12 protein-coding genes are annotated in these 15,907 nt (G+C 60.9%); 6 read left to right on the plus strand and 6 right to left on the minus strand.

Features of this window, described 5'->3' with window-relative positions; genetic code table 11:
• The first annotated feature begins 402 nt into the window (after nt 1–402).
• Nucleotides 403–3,270, plus strand: a complete 2,868-nt coding sequence (gene rapA / locus BN1134_RS17795) for an RNA polymerase-associated protein RapA (protein ID WP_042048847.1) — start codon at nt 403–405, stop codon at nt 3,268–3,270.
• A 17-nt stretch (nt 3,271–3,287) separates the two neighbouring features.
• A complete protein-coding gene (rluA, locus tag BN1134_RS17800; RefSeq protein ID WP_042048848.1) occupies nt 3,288–3,947 on the plus strand; it encodes a bifunctional tRNA pseudouridine(32) synthase/23S rRNA pseudouridine(746) synthase RluA in 660 nt (219 codons plus the stop codon).
• A gap of 52 nt (nt 3,948–3,999) precedes the next feature.
• On the opposite strand, the gene BN1134_RS17805 is transcribed toward rluA, so the two are convergent.
• From BN1134_RS17805 to BN1134_RS17815, 3 genes are all read right to left on the minus strand, one after another.
• Nucleotides 4,000–4,188, minus strand: a complete 189-nt coding sequence (locus BN1134_RS17805; RefSeq protein WP_042048849.1) for a hypothetical protein — start codon at nt 4,186–4,188, stop codon at nt 4,000–4,002.
• 149 nt (nt 4,189–4,337) lie between these two features.
• Nucleotides 4,338–5,975 (minus strand): chaperonin GroEL, encoded by a 1,638-nt coding sequence (gene groL, locus BN1134_RS17810; RefSeq protein WP_042048850.1) that lies wholly within the window; start codon nt 5,973–5,975, stop codon nt 4,338–4,340.
• Nucleotides 5,976–6,016: 41 nt separating this feature from the next.
• The gene (locus BN1134_RS17815; protein ID WP_005340573.1) at nt 6,017–6,310 is read right to left on the minus strand and encodes a co-chaperone GroES; all 294 of its coding nucleotides are present in this window, start codon (nt 6,308–6,310) and stop codon (nt 6,017–6,019) included.
• A gap of 244 nt (nt 6,311–6,554) precedes the next feature.
• Here BN1134_RS17815 and BN1134_RS17820 point away from each other — a divergent pair, with 244 nt between their 5' ends.
• Nucleotides 6,555–7,841: an MATE family efflux transporter gene (locus BN1134_RS17820; protein ID WP_084214862.1), complete on the plus strand. Its 1,287-nt coding sequence runs from the start codon at nt 6,555–6,557 to the stop codon at nt 7,839–7,841.
• A 54-nt stretch (nt 7,842–7,895) separates the two neighbouring features.
• Here BN1134_RS17820 and BN1134_RS17825 read toward each other — a convergent pair whose 3' ends face one another.
• A complete protein-coding gene (locus BN1134_RS17825) occupies nt 7,896–8,336 on the minus strand; it encodes an FxsA family protein (RefSeq protein WP_042048851.1) in 441 nt (146 codons plus the stop codon).
• Between the two features lie 383 nt (nt 8,337–8,719).
• Here BN1134_RS17825 and aspA point away from each other — a divergent pair, with 383 nt between their 5' ends.
• Together aspA and BN1134_RS17835 are read left to right on the plus strand one after the other, a co-directional pair.
• Nucleotides 8,720–10,159, plus strand: a complete 1,440-nt coding sequence (gene aspA, locus BN1134_RS17830) for an aspartate ammonia-lyase (protein WP_042048853.1) — start codon at nt 8,720–8,722, stop codon at nt 10,157–10,159.
• Between the two features lie 127 nt (nt 10,160–10,286).
• Nucleotides 10,287–11,606, plus strand: coding sequence for an anaerobic C4-dicarboxylate transporter (locus BN1134_RS17835; protein WP_042048854.1), 1,320 nt, complete (start codon nt 10,287–10,289; stop codon nt 11,604–11,606).
• Between the two features lie 57 nt (nt 11,607–11,663).
• Here BN1134_RS17835 and mdtH read toward each other — a convergent pair whose 3' ends face one another.
• Nucleotides 11,664–12,860: a multidrug efflux MFS transporter MdtH gene (gene mdtH, locus BN1134_RS17840; protein WP_042048855.1), complete on the minus strand. Its 1,197-nt coding sequence runs from the start codon at nt 12,858–12,860 to the stop codon at nt 11,664–11,666.
• Nucleotides 12,861–12,952: 92 nt separating this feature from the next.
• On the opposite strand from mdtH, the gene BN1134_RS17845 reads away from it, so the two are divergent.
• Nucleotides 12,953–13,846, plus strand: coding sequence for a LysR family transcriptional regulator (locus BN1134_RS17845; RefSeq protein ID WP_042048856.1), 894 nt, complete (start codon nt 12,953–12,955; stop codon nt 13,844–13,846).
• A gap of 30 nt (nt 13,847–13,876) precedes the next feature.
• Here the strand turns inward: BN1134_RS17845 and BN1134_RS17850 are convergent, their stop codons facing one another.
• A complete protein-coding gene (locus tag BN1134_RS17850) occupies nt 13,877–15,637 on the minus strand; it encodes a M4 family metallopeptidase (RefSeq protein WP_042048857.1) in 1,761 nt (586 codons plus the stop codon).
• Nucleotides 15,638–15,907 lie beyond the last annotated feature (270 nt).

Genomic DNA, 15,907 nt, shown 5'->3' on the forward strand with positions numbered 1-15,907 from the left:
CCTTATTTCGTAAGGCTTTTTCTCACTTCGACCGGCTCGCTGCCTGTGCGGCGTTGCCCTGTCGATGGAGGCGCATTATAGGGAGCCGGCGAATTCTGGCAAGCGTAAAATCGAGAAAAAGTGCTGTTTTCGGTGCGTTCGAACAAACACCAAGCAAACACACACCTTATCAACAGCTTTACCCACAGATACGGCGCCTCAGGTATCCCGTTTTGCCAAACGAGCCTTATAGGATGAGGGGATCAGCGGCCATTTACCTCACCATCACTTCTCCGCCAAAGGCGATATGAGAAGCCAAGGCACCATCCTGCATCACGCACATCATCATTGATGATCCGCTTATGACCTTCGGGTAACATAGCGCCCCTTTACGCTTCCACCTCATGGGCTTTGGAGAGTTTGATGCCTTTTGCACTTGGCCAACGTTGGATTAGTGATACGGAGACAGATCTCGGTTTGGGGACTGTCGTCGCCGTCGAAGGTCGTATGGTGACCCTGCTGTTTCCCGCCACCGGCGAGAACCGTATATATGCCAAGGAAGATGCTCCGGTGACCCGGGTTCGCTTCAACGAAGGCGATCAGGTCACCAGTCATGAAGAGTGGATCATGACGGTCGACGAGGTACAAGAGAAAGAGGGGCTGCTTATATATGTCGGCATCCGTAACGACACCCAGGAGCCGGTCGTGCTCAAGGAAGTGTTCCTCAGCAACTTCATCAAGTTCAACAAGCCGCAAGATCGTCTCTTTGCCGGACAGATAGATCGCATGTCCCGCTTCACCCTGCGCTATGAGTCCCTGGTCAATCAGCACAAGCGCCGGCTCAACCCGACTCGCGGCCTCGCCGGTGGCCGGGTCAGCCTGATCCCGCACCAGCTCTATATCGCCCATGAAGTCGGGCATCGCCATGCGCCGCGCGTACTGCTCGCCGACGAGGTGGGTCTTGGCAAGACCATAGAGGCAGGCATGATCATCCATCAGCAACTGCTCTCCGGCCGGGCCAAGCGGGTGCTGATCCTGCTGCCGGAAAACCTGCAGCACCAGTGGCTGGTCGAGATGATGCGTCGCTTCAACCTCTTTTTCTCCCTGTTTGACGAAGAGCGCTGCGTCGAGGCCTTTGCCGAAGCCGATAATCCCTTCGAGACCGAACAGCTGGTGTTGTGCAGTCTCGACTTCCTGCGCAAGAAGCGCCGCCGTTTCGAACAGGTCTGTGAAGCCGAGTGGGATCTGCTGGTTGTGGATGAGGCCCACCACCTGGAATGGAGCGCCGAGGCGCCGAGCCGGGCCTATGAGATGGTCGAGACCCTGGCCGAGCAGATCCCCGGCGTCCTGCTGCTGACGGCCACCCCGGATCAGCTCGGCCACGAGAGTCACTTCGCCCGCCTGCGCCTGCTCGACCCTGAGCGTTTCTTCGACTATGACGCCTTCTTGGCCGAAGAGCAGGAGTACGGCGCCATCGCCAGCGCCGCCCAGGCGCTGCTCGATGGTAGCGAACTGGACTCCACCGCCCAAGCCCTGCTGGCCGAGCAGCTCGAAGGGGTCGATCTGAACGATGCGACCTGTCGCCAACAGGCGGTTGAAAAGCTGCTCGATCGCCACGGCACCGGCCGGGTGCTGTTTCGTAACAGCCGCGCCAACATCCAAGGGTTCCCGGAGCGCCATCTCAACGTCTATCCCATGGCGCTGCCAGAGCAGTACAAGACCGCCATCAAGGTGATGGGCATGATGGGCGGCAACAGCGGCGACTTGCAGACACGCGCCCTGCGCTATCTCTATCCCGAAAAAATCTTCCAGCAGTTCGAGGGAGACAACGCCAGCTGGACTCAGTTCGATCCTCGCATCGACTGGCTGCTGGAGCTGCTGCTCTCGGCTCGCCAGCAGAAGGTGCTGGTGATCTGCTCCGAAGCGGCCACCGCCATCGCGCTGGAAGAGGCCGTTCGTACCCGTGAGGGGATCCGCGCCGCCGTCTTCCATGAAGGCATGTCCCTCATCGAACGCGACAAGGCAGCCGCCTATTTTGCGCAAACTGAAGGGGGCGCCCAGGTACTGCTCTGCTCCGAAATCGGCTCGGAAGGGCGTAACTTCCAGTTTGCTAGCCATCTGGTGCTGTTCGATCTGCCGCTGAACCCGGATCTGCTGGAGCAGCGCATCGGCCGACTGGATCGTATCGGCCAGCGCAATACGGTGGAACTCCACGTCCCCTATCTGGAAGGCACCTCCCAACGCGCCCTGCTGCGCTGGTATCACGCCGGCCTCGATGCCTTCGAGCAGACCTGTCCGACCGCCCGTCCGATCTTCGAAGAGGTGCGCGAGGAGCTGTTCACCCTGCTCGCGGCCAACGACAGCGCCGACGACGAACTCGATGCCTTGCTCGAGCGTACCCGCGCCATCCACGAGCCGCTCAAGGCCAGGTTGGAATCAGGCCGGGATCGCCTGCTCGAGATCCACTCCAGTGGCGGTGACAAGGCCAATGCGCTGGTCGAACTGCTGGCGGCCGAGGATGATGACACCGCCATGGTGGCCTTCGCCCTCAACATGTTCGACGAAATCGGCATCAATCAGGATGATCGCGGCGAGAATGCCCTGGTCCTCACCCCAGGAGATCACATGCTGGTCCCCAGTTTCCCGGGCCTGCCCCAAGATGGCATGACAGTCACCTTCGACCGCGAGACGGCGCTCTCCCGTGACGACATGGCGTTTGTCTCCTGGGATCACCCCATGCTGCGCGGTGGCATTGACCTGATCCTGGGCTCCGAGATTGGCTCAACCTCGGTGGCACTGCTGAAGAACAAGGCGTTGCCGGTCGGCTCCACCCTGCTCGAGCTGGTGTTTGTGGCCGAATCGGCCAGCCATCCCCAGCTCTATCGCTTCATGCCACCGACGCCGATCCGCCTGCTGCTGGACAAAAACGGAAATAACCTGGGTGACAAGGTGCCTTTCGAGACCTTTAACCGTCAGCTCACACCGGTCAACCGCCACCTAGGCAGCAAGCTGGTGACCACTTCCCAGCCGCTGATCCACGGTCTCATCGGCAAGGGTCAGGAGATTGCAGAGACCCTCAAGGTCAAGATCGCCGACGACGCCCGCACCCGCATGAGTCATACCTTGCAGCAGGAGTTGGCCCGTCTGACCGAGCTCAAGGCGGTCAACCCGAACGTGCGTGACAGCGAGCTGGCCTATGTGGCCGACTTGGAGGCAGAATTGCTCCACCTGATTGACCAGACCCAACTCAAGCTGGACGCCATCCGCTTCATCGTGGTCACCCACCAGTAACAGACAGAGCGAGAGAGATGATCGACTACAACCCGCCCAAGGAGCCCTGGCTCGAGATCTTGTATCAGGATCGCGACATCATGGTGGTCAACAAACCCACCGGTCTGCTGAGCGTGCCCGGCCGTGGTGCCGCGTATGAAGACAGTGTGCTGTGGCGCGTGCAGCAGGAGGGGTTTCCACGAGCGGCGGCGGCCCATCGTCTCGACATGGCGACCAGCGGGGTCATCGTCGTCCCACTCACCCCCAACGCCCACCGGGAGTTAAGTCGCCAGTTTCGCGAGCGTGAAACCGACAAGCACTATCTGGCCTGGGTATGGGGTGAAATGAGTGAGGAAAATGGCCAAGTCGATCTGCCCCTGTGCGTCGATTGGCCCAACCGCCCCCGGCAGAAGGTGGATTTTGAAGAGGGGCGCAACGCACTCACCCTCTGGCAAAAGCTGAAAGTAGAGCACGGCAACACGCTCGTGAAGCTGACCCCCATCACCGGACGCTCGCACCAGTTACGGGTACACATGCTGGAGCTGGGTCACCCCATACTGGGGGACAATCTCTACGCCCACCCGCAGGCACTAGCGGCAGCCCCGCACCTTTATCTGCACGCGGCTCGCCTTGAGATAAGCCATCCGCGCAGTGGCGAGCGTATCGCCTTCGAGGCGCCGGCCCCCTTCCCGCTCTAAACTCGCCCCATGAAAAAGCCTCTGCATTGGCCGAGGCTTTTTTTTAATCACATCACACCTTGATGTTGATGTGGCTGCCGAGCGTACCACTGCTGGAAGGCTGCGGCGCCGGTGCAGACTGCGCAGCCGATTGCAGCAACGCCAGGGCGGCCTGGCCTTGTTGCTCCTGCTGCTTCTTCGCAAGGCTCGCGACCATCGCTTCCTGGCCATAGCTGGCAGAGACGGATCCGGATATTTCCATGGTTTACCTCCTGTCCAACACCATTATCGGCCAGCATGCTGACTTCATGATGACTTTATCGCCCCCTCTCGCACAGGCCCCCTCGGTGGAAAACCCGCCCACAAAAAAGGGCCCTGACGGGCCCTTCTTGAGAGTGCGGGTAGAGAGGCTTACATCATGCCGCCCATACCACCCATGCCGCCCATGTCCGGCATGGCCGGCGCATCCTTCTTCGGCAGGTCGGTCACCATGCACTCGGTGGTGATCATCAGACCGGCGATGGAGGAGGCAAATTGCAGGGCAGAGCGGGTCACCTTGGTCGGATCCAGGATGCCCATCTCCAGCATGTCGCCATACTGCTCGGAGTAAGCGTTGTAGCCGTAGTTGCCTTCACCGCTCTTCACCGCGTTGGCAATCACAGAGGCTTCTTCACCGGCGTTGATGACGATCTGACGCAGCGGGGCTTCCATGGCGCGCAGAGCAACCTTGATACCCACGTTCTGATCTTCGTTGTCGCCACGCAGGCCGGCCAGCTTGGCCGCGACGCGCACCAGGGCCACACCACCACCGGCAACCACACCTTCTTCCACCGCAGCGCGGGTCGCGTGCAGGGCGTCATCGACGCGGGCTTTCTTCTCTTTCATCTCGACTTCGGTGGCAGCGCCCACCTTGATCACCGCAACACCGCCAGCCAGCTTGGCCACGCGCTCTTGCAGCTTCTCGCGATCGTAGTCGGAGGAGGTCTCTTCGATCTGCTGACGGATCTGGGCCACACGGCTCTGGATCAGGGCGGCATCACCGACACCATCGATGATGGTGGTGTTCTCTTTGGTGATGACGATGCGCTTGGCACGGCCCAGATCTTCCAGTGCCGCCTTCTCCAGCTCCATGCCCACCTCTTCGGAGATGACGGTACCGCCGGTCAGGATGGCGATATCTTGCAGCATGGCCTTGCGACGGTCACCAAAGCCCGGCGCCTTGACGGCGGCGACCTTGACGATGCCACGCATGGTGTTGACCACCAGGGTCGCCAGGGCTTCGCCTTCCACGTCTTCGGCAACGATCAGCAGCGGCTTGCCTGCTTTGGCAACGCCTTCCAGCACCGGCAGCATTTCGCGGATGTTGGAGACCTTCTTGTCGACCAGCAGGATGAAGGGATCATCCAGCTCGACAGAGCCGGTTTCCGGCTTGTTGACGAAGTACGGAGAGAGGTAGCCGCGGTCGAACTGCATGCCTTCTACCACAGCCAGTTCGTCATCCAGGCCTTGACCATCTTCGACGGTGATGACGCCGTCACGACCGACCTTGTCCATGGCTTCAGCAATCAGCTTGCCCACTTTCTCGTCGGAGTTAGCGGAGATGGTACCCACCTGAGCGATGGCATTGTTGTCGGCACAGGGCTGGGACAGGGTCTGCAGCTCGGCAACGGCAGCCACGACGGCCTTGTCGATACCGCGCTTCAGATCCATCGGGTTCATGCCGGCGGCGACCGCCTTCAGACCTTCGTTGACGATGGCCTGAGCCAGTACGGTCGCGGTGGTGGTACCGTCACCGGCGGCGTCGTTCGCCTTGGAGGCCACTTCCTTCACCATCTGGGCGCCCATGTTCTGGAACTTGTCTTCCAGCTCGATTTCACGAGCAACAGAGACGCCATCCTTGGTGATGGTCGGGGCACCGAAGGACTTATCCAGCACCACGTTACGGCCTTTCGGGCCCAGCGTCACTTTAACGGCATCGGCCAGGATGTTGACGCCTTCCAGCATCTTGATACGGGCTTCGTTGCCAAATTTAACGTCTTTTGCAGCCATCTTGTTCAATCCTTATCAATGAATTCGGGACAGGGGTGAAATTACTCTTCGACAATCGCCAGGATGTCGGTCTCAGACAGGATCAGCACGTCCTGACCATCCAACTTCTCGGTCTTGACGCCATAACCCTCGTTGAAGATGACCTTGTCACCCACCTTAACGGCCAAAGCCTTAACTTCACCGTTATCCAGAATTCGACCAGTGCCCACGGCCAGAACTTCACCACGGGTGGACTTCTGGGCCGCAGTACCAGTCAAGACAATGCCGCCAGCAGATTTGGCTTCGGCCTCGATGCGCTTGATGATGACGCGGTCGTGCAGTGGACGAATTTTCATCGATAACTCTCCCAAAATGAGTCTTCTTTGTTTGGTGATACTGGCCATTCCTGGCCAACTCTTTGATGTTTCCAGATGTGGGGGCACAAGCCGCCCCTTCAAGGGCAGATACAAAAAAAATTTTTTCACGTACCATGAAATCTTGTTTATCGAGCCCCGGCATCGCCCAACACCGACCTTGCACTCACCCAATCCACTCCACCATGCCCCCATCCCCACCCTGCTGGCCCGGCTGACCGGCCCCATGCTGCTGGGGATAGTGGCGATCCACGCCTTCAATCTGATCGATACCTTCTTCATCGGCATGCTCGGCACCGACGCGCTGGCGGCGGTGAGCTTTACCTTTCCCGTCACCTTCGTGATCACCTCACTGGCCATGGGGCTGGGGGCCGGTCTCTCCGCCGTATTGGGGCACACCCTCGGTCAGGGGCGCCATGAGGAGGCGGCCCGCTTCACCACCGATGCGCTGTTTCTCGCCGTGCTGCTGATTGTCGTGCTGGCCCCACTCGGGGCGCTCACCATCACCCCATTGTTTCGTCTGCTCGGCGCCAGCGGCCCCCTGATCGCCCTCATCCACGACTACATGGCGATCTGGTACCTGACCATGCCCCTGCTGGTGCTGCCCATGGTCGGCAACGCGGCTATGCGCGCCACCGGGGATACCAGAACCCCCAGTCTGATCATGGCCATGGCGGGGCTGCTCAACGGCCTGCTCGATCCCCTGCTCATCTTCGGCTGGGGGCCGCTGCCGGCCTTCGGTATCAAGGGGGCGGCCATCGCCAGCTCCCTCTCCTGGCTGATGGCAACCCTGGTGAGCCTGCATATCCTCTATCGCCGTGAACAGTTGCTGCGCTTGCCACTCTCGGCGAAACCGCAACTTTTGCTCCACTGGCAAGCCATGCTGCATGTGGCGCTGCCTGCGGCCTTCACCAATATGCTCAACCCGCTCGCCAATGCCCTGTTGATGGTGCTCTTCGCCGGCCTGGGAACGGAGGCGGTGGCGGCCTACGGCGCCGCATCGCGGGTCGAGGCCCTGCTGCTCATCGTCATGATGGCACTCTCCTCCGTGCTGGCCCCTTTCGTTTCACAAAACACCGGCGCCGGCCACCCACAGCGGGCACGCGCCGCATTGATGCTGGCGATGCGCTTTGCCATCGTGTTCCAGCTCCTGCTCTACACCATGCTCTGGCTGCTCGCGCCCTACATAGGCCCACTCTTTAGCCGCAACCCCGCTGTGATAGAGGCCATCACCCTCTATCTTTCGCTGGTTCCGCTCGGTTATGGCTGCCAGGCGCTGGTGATGTTGCTGGCCTCGGCCCTCAACGGCGTGCGGGCCTCGGCTATCTCCTTGCTGTTCAACGGCCTGCGCCTGTTCGGCTTCCTGCTGCCGGCCGCCTGGATCGGCGCCAAGCTCGGGGGGTTAGGTGGCATCTATACCGGCATACTGCTGGCCAACCTGACCGTCGGCATCTTGGCCTATCTCTATGCCCTCACCCGCTTCGAGCCACTGTGCCGGCGCCGCTGCCCATAATAAAAAGCGGAGCCGACGGCTCCGCTTTTTATGGGGATGGGGGCAAGTTTCATCTCAATCCTTGCGCTCATACTCCCCCTCTATGGTATGCCCATCGGAAGGCGGCTGGCCCTTCGGGCCATCGAAGGGGCCACCACGAACCGTGAAATGGCCGGCGCCAACCAACTTGTCGGCAAGGCGGTTACGCAGCGCCGGTTGCAGCAGCAGCACCGCCACGATATCGGTGACAAAGCCAGGGATAATCAGCAGCAGCCCCGCCAGGGCCAGCATCATGCCACTCATCACCTCCCGCCCCGGCAGTTCACCCAACTGCATCTTGTGCTGGGCCTCCATCAGGGTGCGCAACCCCTGGCTGCGCACCAGCGAGGAGCCCACCAACGCGGTCAGAATCACCAGCGCCACGGTCGGCAGGGCACCGATGACGGACCCCACCTTGATGAGCACCACCATCTCTAACAGGGCCAGCCCAACCAGCCCGAGCAACAATTTTCCCATGAAGACCTCAATAATGGATGGTGGGGTAACCCCCGCTCTTATCACCAATATGGGGGGAGGATGGAACACTTTTCAAGCGCCCCCTTCTCATCAATGCCGTCGAAGCGCCACAATTTATGGTGCAACCGGGGGATGCGAAAGATAAGCTTTTGTATAACAGGCAAATAAAAATTTGAGGATGCTTAAATTTTGTCGTGAATCATCAAATTTAGTGATCCAAGTCTGATTAGAGTTACCCCCAATGAGATAATATCCCTCTCAGCTGTTGGGGTTTTACCCACTCTCCCACACTATGTGCAATGCTTCAGGACGATTCTCTGCGCAAGGAACACGCAATCACACGGTGAGGAATGTTCAATCCGTTTCATTTCTGAGGCAAAACAATGAGCGACATCAAGAACGTCCGCATTGAGGAAGACCTGCTGGGCACCAAAGAAGTATCCAATGATTTTTACTATGGCGTGCACACTCAGCGTGCCATCGAGAACTTCAAGATCAGCTCTCAGAAAATCTCCGACGTCCCTGAATTTGTCCGCGGCATGGTTCTCACCAAGAAGGCCGCAGCCCTCGCCAACGGCGAACTGGGCACCATCCGTCCGGAAATCGCCGACAAGATCGTCGAAGCCTGTGACGTCATGCTCAACACCAGCAAATGCTTCGATCAATTCCCGATCGACGTCTTCCAGGGCGGCGCCGGTACCTCCGTCAACATGAACACCAACGAAGTGCTGGCCAACATCGCCCTCGAGCTGATGGGTCTGGAAAAGGGCCGCTATGACGTGGTCAACCCCAATGACCACGTCAACAAGTGCCAGTCGACCAACGACGCCTACCCGACCGGTTTCCGCGTTGCCGTGGTCAATAGCACCGACGTCACCCTGGCCGCACTGGAAACCCTGATCGCCGCCTTCGATGCCAAGGCCTCCGAATTCAAGAGCGTGCTGAAGATGGGCCGTACCCAGCTGCAGGATGCCGTGCCCATGACCCTGGGCCAGGAGTTCCACGCCTTCGCCGTCACCCTGCGTGAAGAGATCAAGTCCATCAAGCGCTGCCAAGAGCTGCTGCTGGAAGTGAACCTGGGCGCCACCGCCATCGGTACCGGCCTGAACACCCCGCCCGAGTACTCTGCCCTGGCCATCCGTCGCCTGGCCGAGATCACCGGTCGTGCCTATGTGCCGGCTGAAGATCTGATCGAAGCCACCTCCGACTGCGGTGCCTATGTCATGCTGCACGGCGCCGTGAAGCGTCTGGCCATGAAGCTCTCCAAGATCTGTAACGACCTGCGTCTGCTCTCCTCCGGCCCGCGTACCGCGCTCAAAGAGATCAACCTGCCGGAAATGCAGGCGGGTTCCTCCATCATGCCGGCCAAGGTCAACCCGGTTATCCCGGAAGTGGTCAACCAGGCCTGCTTCAAGGTCTTCGGTAACGACGTGACCATCACCTTCGCCGCCGAAGCCGGTCAGTTGCAGCTGAACGTCATGGAGCCGGTGATCGGCCAGGCCATGTTCGAATCCCTGAGCCTGATGGAGAAGGCGTGCATCTCCCTGCGCGAGAAGTGCGTGGAAGGCATCACCGCCAACCCGGAAATCTGCCGCAATCACGTGCTGAACTCCATCGGTATCGTGACCTACCTGAACCCCTTCATCGGTCACCACGAAGGGGATATCGTCGGTAAAATCTGTGCCCAGACCGGCAAGAACGTGCGTGAGGTTGTCCTCGAGCGCGGTCTGCTGACCCCGGAACAGCTCGACGAGATCCTCTCTATCGACAACCTGATGAACCCGCAGTACAAGGCCAAGCGCTATACCCGCGAAACCGCCTAAATTGCTTGAAGGGGTGGGCTGATGCCCGCCCCTTGAGAGCCGTTTTCCGAATGTCTCTGCTACAGCACAGTCGGAAAACGGCTTTTTGAGTTAGTACACTAAAAAATCAAAAAATGGAGTTAACACTATGATTGGCATTGAGTTACTGGTCGTGCTCGCAGCGATCTATCTGGGCGCCCGGATAGGTAGCATAGGGATCGGTTTTGCCGGTGGTTTAGGGGTACTGGTGCTGACCTGGGGCCTCGGGGTGCAGATCCCGAGCGACCAGCTGGTCACCTACATCCCCTGGGACGTGATCATGATCATCGCGTCCGTCATCTGCGCCATCGCCTGCATGCAGCTGGCTGGCGGGATGGACTATCTGGTGCACCTGGCTGAAAAGGCCCTGCGCAAGAACCCCAAATACATCACCTTCGCCGCCCCCGTGGTCACCTACCTGATGACCATGCTGGCCGGTACCGGCCACACCGCCTTCTCCACCCTGCCGGTGATCGCCGAAGTGGCCAAGGAGCAGGGCATCCGCCCGTCTCGTCCGCTCTCCATCGCGGTCGTCGCCTCCCAGATCGCCATCACCGCCTCGCCGATCTCGGCTGCCGTCGTGGCCTTCTCCGGCATGCTTGAGCCGTTTGGTGTGGACTATCTGACCCTGCTGGCCATCTGCATCCCCTCCACCTTCATCGCCTGTATCCTGGGTGCCTTCGTTGCCAACATGCTGGGCAAGCCGCTGGAGCAGGATGAAGTCTACCTGGAGCGCAAGGCCAAGGGCCTGATCAAGCTGCGCGGTACCACCCAGCTCGAGATCAAACCCTACGCCAAGCTGTCGGTCTGGATCTTCATTGCCGCCATCGTCGCGGTCATGGCCTATGCCACCGCCATCTCCGGTAAAGTGGGCCTCATCACCAACCCGCCGATCCCCCGCGACGGCGCCATCATGGGCATCATGCTGGCCGCGGCCACCATCATGACCCTGCTCTGCAAGCTGGACGTGACCCAAGTGACCAACATGCCGACCTTCAAGTCCGGTATGTCCGCCTGTATCTGCGTACTGGGTGTGGCCTGGCTCGGCAACGTCTTCGTGAAGGGCAACATGGACACCATCCAGCTCATCGCCGGCGACCTGCTGAACCAGTACTCCTGGCTGCTGGCCGTGGTGCTGTTCTTCGCTGCTATGCTGCTCTACTCCCAAGGCGCCACCACCAAGGCACTGATGCCGGCCGCCCTGGCGCTGGGCGTCAGCCCGCTGACCGCCATCGCCTCCTTCGCCGCCGTGAGCGCCCTGTTCGTACTGCCGACCTACCCGACCCTGCTGGCCGCGGTCGAGATGGACGACACTGGCTCCACCCGTATCGGCAAGGCGGTGTTCAACCACCCCTTCTTCGTCCCGGGTGTGGCCACCATCGCCATCGCCGTGGCGCTGGGCTTCTTCTTTGGCGGCATGATGATCTAATCTGCCAATCGCAACAAAAATGCCGACCCAAGGGTCGGCATTTTTTATAGGCCAGACTCAGGCCAGTGCGCGGATGCTCAACTCGGGACGGCGTGCGAAACAACGCGCCAGCAGCAGCATGGTCGCGATGCCGATGGTGCCGAGCACCAACCAGGGCAGATCCGGCTGCCCCTGCGCCAAGGCCACATCGTAGAGCGAGCCGCCCCCCACGTACCCCGTCATCCCACCGATGGCCAATCCCAGCCGGCTAAATCCCATATAACTGCCACGGGCGGCCGGGTGGGCCAGCTTGGTCATCAGGGTCTCGCGGGCCGGCTCGCAGATGATGATGCCAAGATAGAAGCAGGCCAGCAGGGCAAACACCCCTGACAGGGTATGGGCAAACGCCACCAGGCCGATGCCGATGGTCATCATCAGCACCCCGGCCATCAGACGATTCTCCAGCCGAAAACGCCGCTCACTGAAGCGCGCTATCGGGTAGAGCAGCGCCAGCGAGAGGGCGGTCTCAAGGCAATACATCCAGCCCACCGCCGTCGTGGTGCCCGCCATCTGTTTGACCAGGATCGGGAAGATCAGCATCACCTGAACCCACAGCATGTAGTAGCCGCTCAGCACCAGCACCAACCGGCAGAAGGCGCGGTCAGCCAACACCTGGCCGAGCCCCTCCCACATCGGCGTCGGCTTGACCGAGAGGCGATAGGCCGGCAGCAACACGGCGTTGCACAGCGCCGCCAGCATGAAGAGCGCCGCCCCAAGCAGGCAGACGTAGGTGAAGTCAAAGCGCAGCAGCCAACTGCCGAGCAGTGCCCCCAGCACGGCGCCGGCACTCTCGAGCATCATCAGCAGCGAGATGAAACGACCACGCTGATGGGGACGGGTGAACTTGATGACCAACGCGGCGCGCGGCGGATCGAACAGACATCCCCCCAATCCGGAGAGAAAACAGGAGAAGATCAGCATGGCGCCGCTGTCGGCCCAGGCCAACGAGGCAAACCCGGCCGCCCGCAGCAGCATGCCGGCGACGATGAGCGGGCGGGCCCCGAAGCGATCGGCGAGCGATCCGCCAAAGATGCCGAGCCCCTGCTGGGTCAGCTGGCGCAGTCCGAGCGCCAGTCCCACCAGACCGGCGGCCCACCCCAGTTGATCCACAAAACGCAGGCTGATCATCGGCATCACCACAAAGAATCCGAGGATCACCAGCGTGGTGTCCAGTGCCAGAAACCAGCGCCCCCAATACCTTGCCTTATCGACCATGACCACCTCTCACACACTCAGGAAGTCATTGTGCGGTGGCATCAGATATAGTGGTAGACGACAACTATCTATATTTAATATTGGGTTTTGTTATGTCTCTTGATCTCGATGACCTGCAACTGCTGCTCGATGTGGCCCAGTTAGGGAGCTTCAGCCAGGCGGCGGCCATCCGCGGCTGGTCACAACCCATGGTCAGCCAGCGCATCGCCCAGCTAGAGCAGCAACTGGGGGCGCCACTGTTTCAACGCCACCGTCGCGGCGCCACCCCCACCCCGGCCTGCCAGCAGTTTCTGCCGGCCGCCGGCCATGCGCTGGCCGCCATCGCCGAGGGGCGCCTCGCCATCCAGGGGGCCCCCGCTCTGCCTCGGGTGCGCCTGGCCAGCCTCCCCTCCCTCACCTCTGTGGTGTTCAGCCCGCTACTGATGACGCTGGTCGACAGTGCCTTCGAGATCCGCTGCAACACCGATCACTCCGGCGTCATCATGCAGGAGCTGCTGGCCGGGGAGACCGACATTGGCTTCGTGCTCAAGTGTCCGCCGGTCGCTGGCCTGCAGATGGAGCTGCTGTGCCGCGCCCCCATCATCGCCGTTGCCTCGCCGCTGCACGCCCTGGCCGACCGGCAGGGGCTCACTCTGCACGATATCGCTAACCAGCGGCTGGCCCCGCAGCAGTGGGGGCCGGGGTGCGATGCCTTCATCCAGCAGTTGCGGCGCCTGCGTCAACCCACCAGCCCGCTGCATGCCATCCAGCCGGCGGGAGCGGCGCGCGAGCTGGCACTGGAGCACGGCTTCATTACCCTGATGCCGGCATTAGCGGTCGAGCGGGATCTTGAACTGGGGCGGCTGGTACAGCTGGATGTGGTGGATCTGCCCCAGGATCACTGGGATGTGATGATGGCCTGGCGAGGTGGCAAGCGCCCCAATCCGGCCAAGGAGACGGTATTGGAGGCAGCCCGCGCCATGGCCAGGCGCTGGCGCAAGGAGTAGCGGCGCAGCGCACTGCGCCGCCTGGGCTTCTTAATAACTGGCCATGAGCGTCACGCCGGAGAAGGCGCTGTAACCACTCAGCTGCACATACCAGGTGCCGGCCCGCGGAACATTCAGGATGCAGCTTTCGGTGTTGCCGTTCATGTAGGGACGGCAATCGTAGCTGGTGCTGGTCGGTACCGCGCCGTACTTCACATAGAGATCGGCATCACCGCTGCCGCCACTGCTGGAAATCACCAGCCTCTGGCTACCCGCCGGCACAACCACCGTAAAGTTGAGCTTGCCGCCCTGGGCGGCGGCAAGCGCACCGACCGGCACCCCGTTTTGCAGCACGGTACTGCTGGGCGGCGTGGCGCCACAGCTGGCATCCACCCCCACCGCCTGGAAAGCCTGGCTCACGTCGCTCTGGCTATAGCCGAGATCGGCGGTCGCCTTGCTCACCCCGCATGCCCCCTGATTGAAGTCGGTAGCGGCATTCCAGTAGAGGCGGTTGGCCAGCACAAAGACTTCAAACGCCTTGCGGGTGCTCCAGCCGCTGGTGTTGGCCAGCAGGTAGAACGCCTTGTTGTAAACCCCCGAGCTGTAGTGCACATCCAGACCGTCGGTATAGTCAGCCGCATGGCCGATGGAGCGTCCATCCCGGGTCGGATCATCGAAGTAGCGCAGCGAGCCGTTGCCCTTGAAGATCTGGGCGCCGACCAGCCAGTCGTTGCTGCCGCGCATGAAGGCTTCGGCCGCCTCCCCCGCCATGTCGGAGAAGGCCTCGTTAATGCCCCCTGACTGCCCCGTATAGGCCAGCCCCGAGTTCTGCTCGGTGAAGCCATGGCTCACTTCATGGGCGGCCACGTCCAGACTGACCAGCGGGTAGAAGGTGGTGGCACCATCGCCAAAGGTCATCTGGCTGCCATCCCAGAAGGCGTTCTCGTAGTTCTTACCGTAGTGAACGCGCATCTTGAGTTTGACGTTGAGCGGCGTCGTGCTGTACCAGTCGCGGTACATATTGAACACCACGTTGCCGAAGTAGTGGGCATCGTTGAGCGGCGAATAGGCGCCGTTCACCTCCTTGTAGGTGTTCTCGGGGCAGGTGAACTGGAACAGCGTTCCCCCGCTGGTCGCCCCGTTCATGTTGATGGTGTCGACATTGGCGCTGCTCATCCGGCAACTGGCATCCACCTCGAGCGGGCCAAAATCGCTGCCGTAGAAGTACTTGCCGGTCTTGAGATTGCCACCGGGGCCGGTCGCGTTCTGGTGATTGATCCCCTCCCAGCGCCGCAGCTCTTTGCCACTCTGGGCGTCGAGCAGCACGAAAGGACGGCTGGGGATCTTGCCCTCACGCAGGTAGGAGACCTGATAGACCAGCCGCGCCTGACCATCCTCTCCCTGCATGACATAGAGGCGAACCTGCTCCTGTTTACCCACCTGCTTGCCCTTGGCCTTGGCGATCGCGTCGGCCGGGGTAAACGCGGCGCTGGGGGAAGCCAGATCCTGGGCAATGCTGCGCAGCAAGGTGCCAGTGACTCTCCCACTGCCTGCGGCGGACTGCTCGGCAACCACGCCGGTTCCCCATACCGGTACCCCGTTCCAGGTCTGCTCATAACGAATCCGCTGCTCGCCGCTTGGCAAGGTCACGGTTCGTACCGGGCGCAGCCCCTCACCACTGCCGCTTGCGAGGCCCTGCTGGACACTGCCCAGTAGGGCGGCGCCATCCTGCTCATCGATGTTCACCAGTTCAGCCGCCAGGGACGCGCTGCCCCAGACCGCCAATCCAACTGCCAGATAGAGTTTTCTCATCACGATATCCTTGCCGTCGATGTGATTACACGCCGATCCGGGATCGGCCCAGACAAGGTAGGGGGCCCGAGACCCCCGTGACTCCTGTCAGGTGTGACAGAGGAGAACAGCGGGGTAGCAGAAGCTGCTGATGCACCAAATACATGCTACGCAGATGGGGGGAAAGTGAAATCAGATTCTGTTTTTGAATAAAAAACAGACAACAATACAAAATGTTGTCATTACTCCTCCCATTTGGGGGATTGTTCCTAGATTCAGCCCTTGGCGTCT

This window comes from Aeromonas simiae, from assembly GCF_000820125.1.
Lineage (GTDB): Bacteria > Pseudomonadota > Gammaproteobacteria > Enterobacterales > Aeromonadaceae > Aeromonas > Aeromonas simiae.

What these genes read in the sequence shown, in the direction of transcription:
- BN1134_RS17820 (WP_084214862.1), top strand. Translation starts at nt 6,555, where the DNA reads ATGCTGCTGGGGATAGTGGCGATCCACGCCTTCAATCTGATCGATACC.
- rluA (WP_042048848.1), top strand. Translation starts at nt 3,288, where the DNA reads ATGATCGACTACAACCCGCCCAAGGAGCCCTGGCTCGAGATCTTGTAT.
- mdtH (WP_042048855.1), bottom strand. Translation starts at nt 12,860, where the DNA reads ATGGTCGATAAGGCAAGGTATTGGGGGCGCTGGTTTCTGGCACTGGAC.
- BN1134_RS17845 (WP_042048856.1), top strand. Translation starts at nt 12,953, where the DNA reads ATGTCTCTTGATCTCGATGACCTGCAACTGCTGCTCGATGTGGCCCAG.
- BN1134_RS17835 (WP_042048854.1), top strand. Translation starts at nt 10,287, where the DNA reads ATGATTGGCATTGAGTTACTGGTCGTGCTCGCAGCGATCTATCTGGGC.
- BN1134_RS17815 (WP_005340573.1), bottom strand. Translation starts at nt 6,310, where the DNA reads ATGAAAATTCGTCCACTGCACGACCGCGTCATCATCAAGCGCATCGAG.
- BN1134_RS17805 (WP_042048849.1), bottom strand. Translation starts at nt 4,188, where the DNA reads ATGGAAATATCCGGATCCGTCTCTGCCAGCTATGGCCAGGAAGCGATG.
- rapA (WP_042048847.1), top strand. Translation starts at nt 403, where the DNA reads ATGCCTTTTGCACTTGGCCAACGTTGGATTAGTGATACGGAGACAGAT.
- aspA (WP_042048853.1), top strand. Translation starts at nt 8,720, where the DNA reads ATGAGCGACATCAAGAACGTCCGCATTGAGGAAGACCTGCTGGGCACC.
- BN1134_RS17850 (WP_042048857.1), bottom strand. Translation starts at nt 15,637, where the DNA reads ATGAGAAAACTCTATCTGGCAGTTGGATTGGCGGTCTGGGGCAGCGCG.
- BN1134_RS17825 (WP_042048851.1), bottom strand. Translation starts at nt 8,336, where the DNA reads ATGGGAAAATTGTTGCTCGGGCTGGTTGGGCTGGCCCTGTTAGAGATG.
- groL (WP_042048850.1), bottom strand. Translation starts at nt 5,975, where the DNA reads ATGGCTGCAAAAGACGTTAAATTTGGCAACGAAGCCCGTATCAAGATG.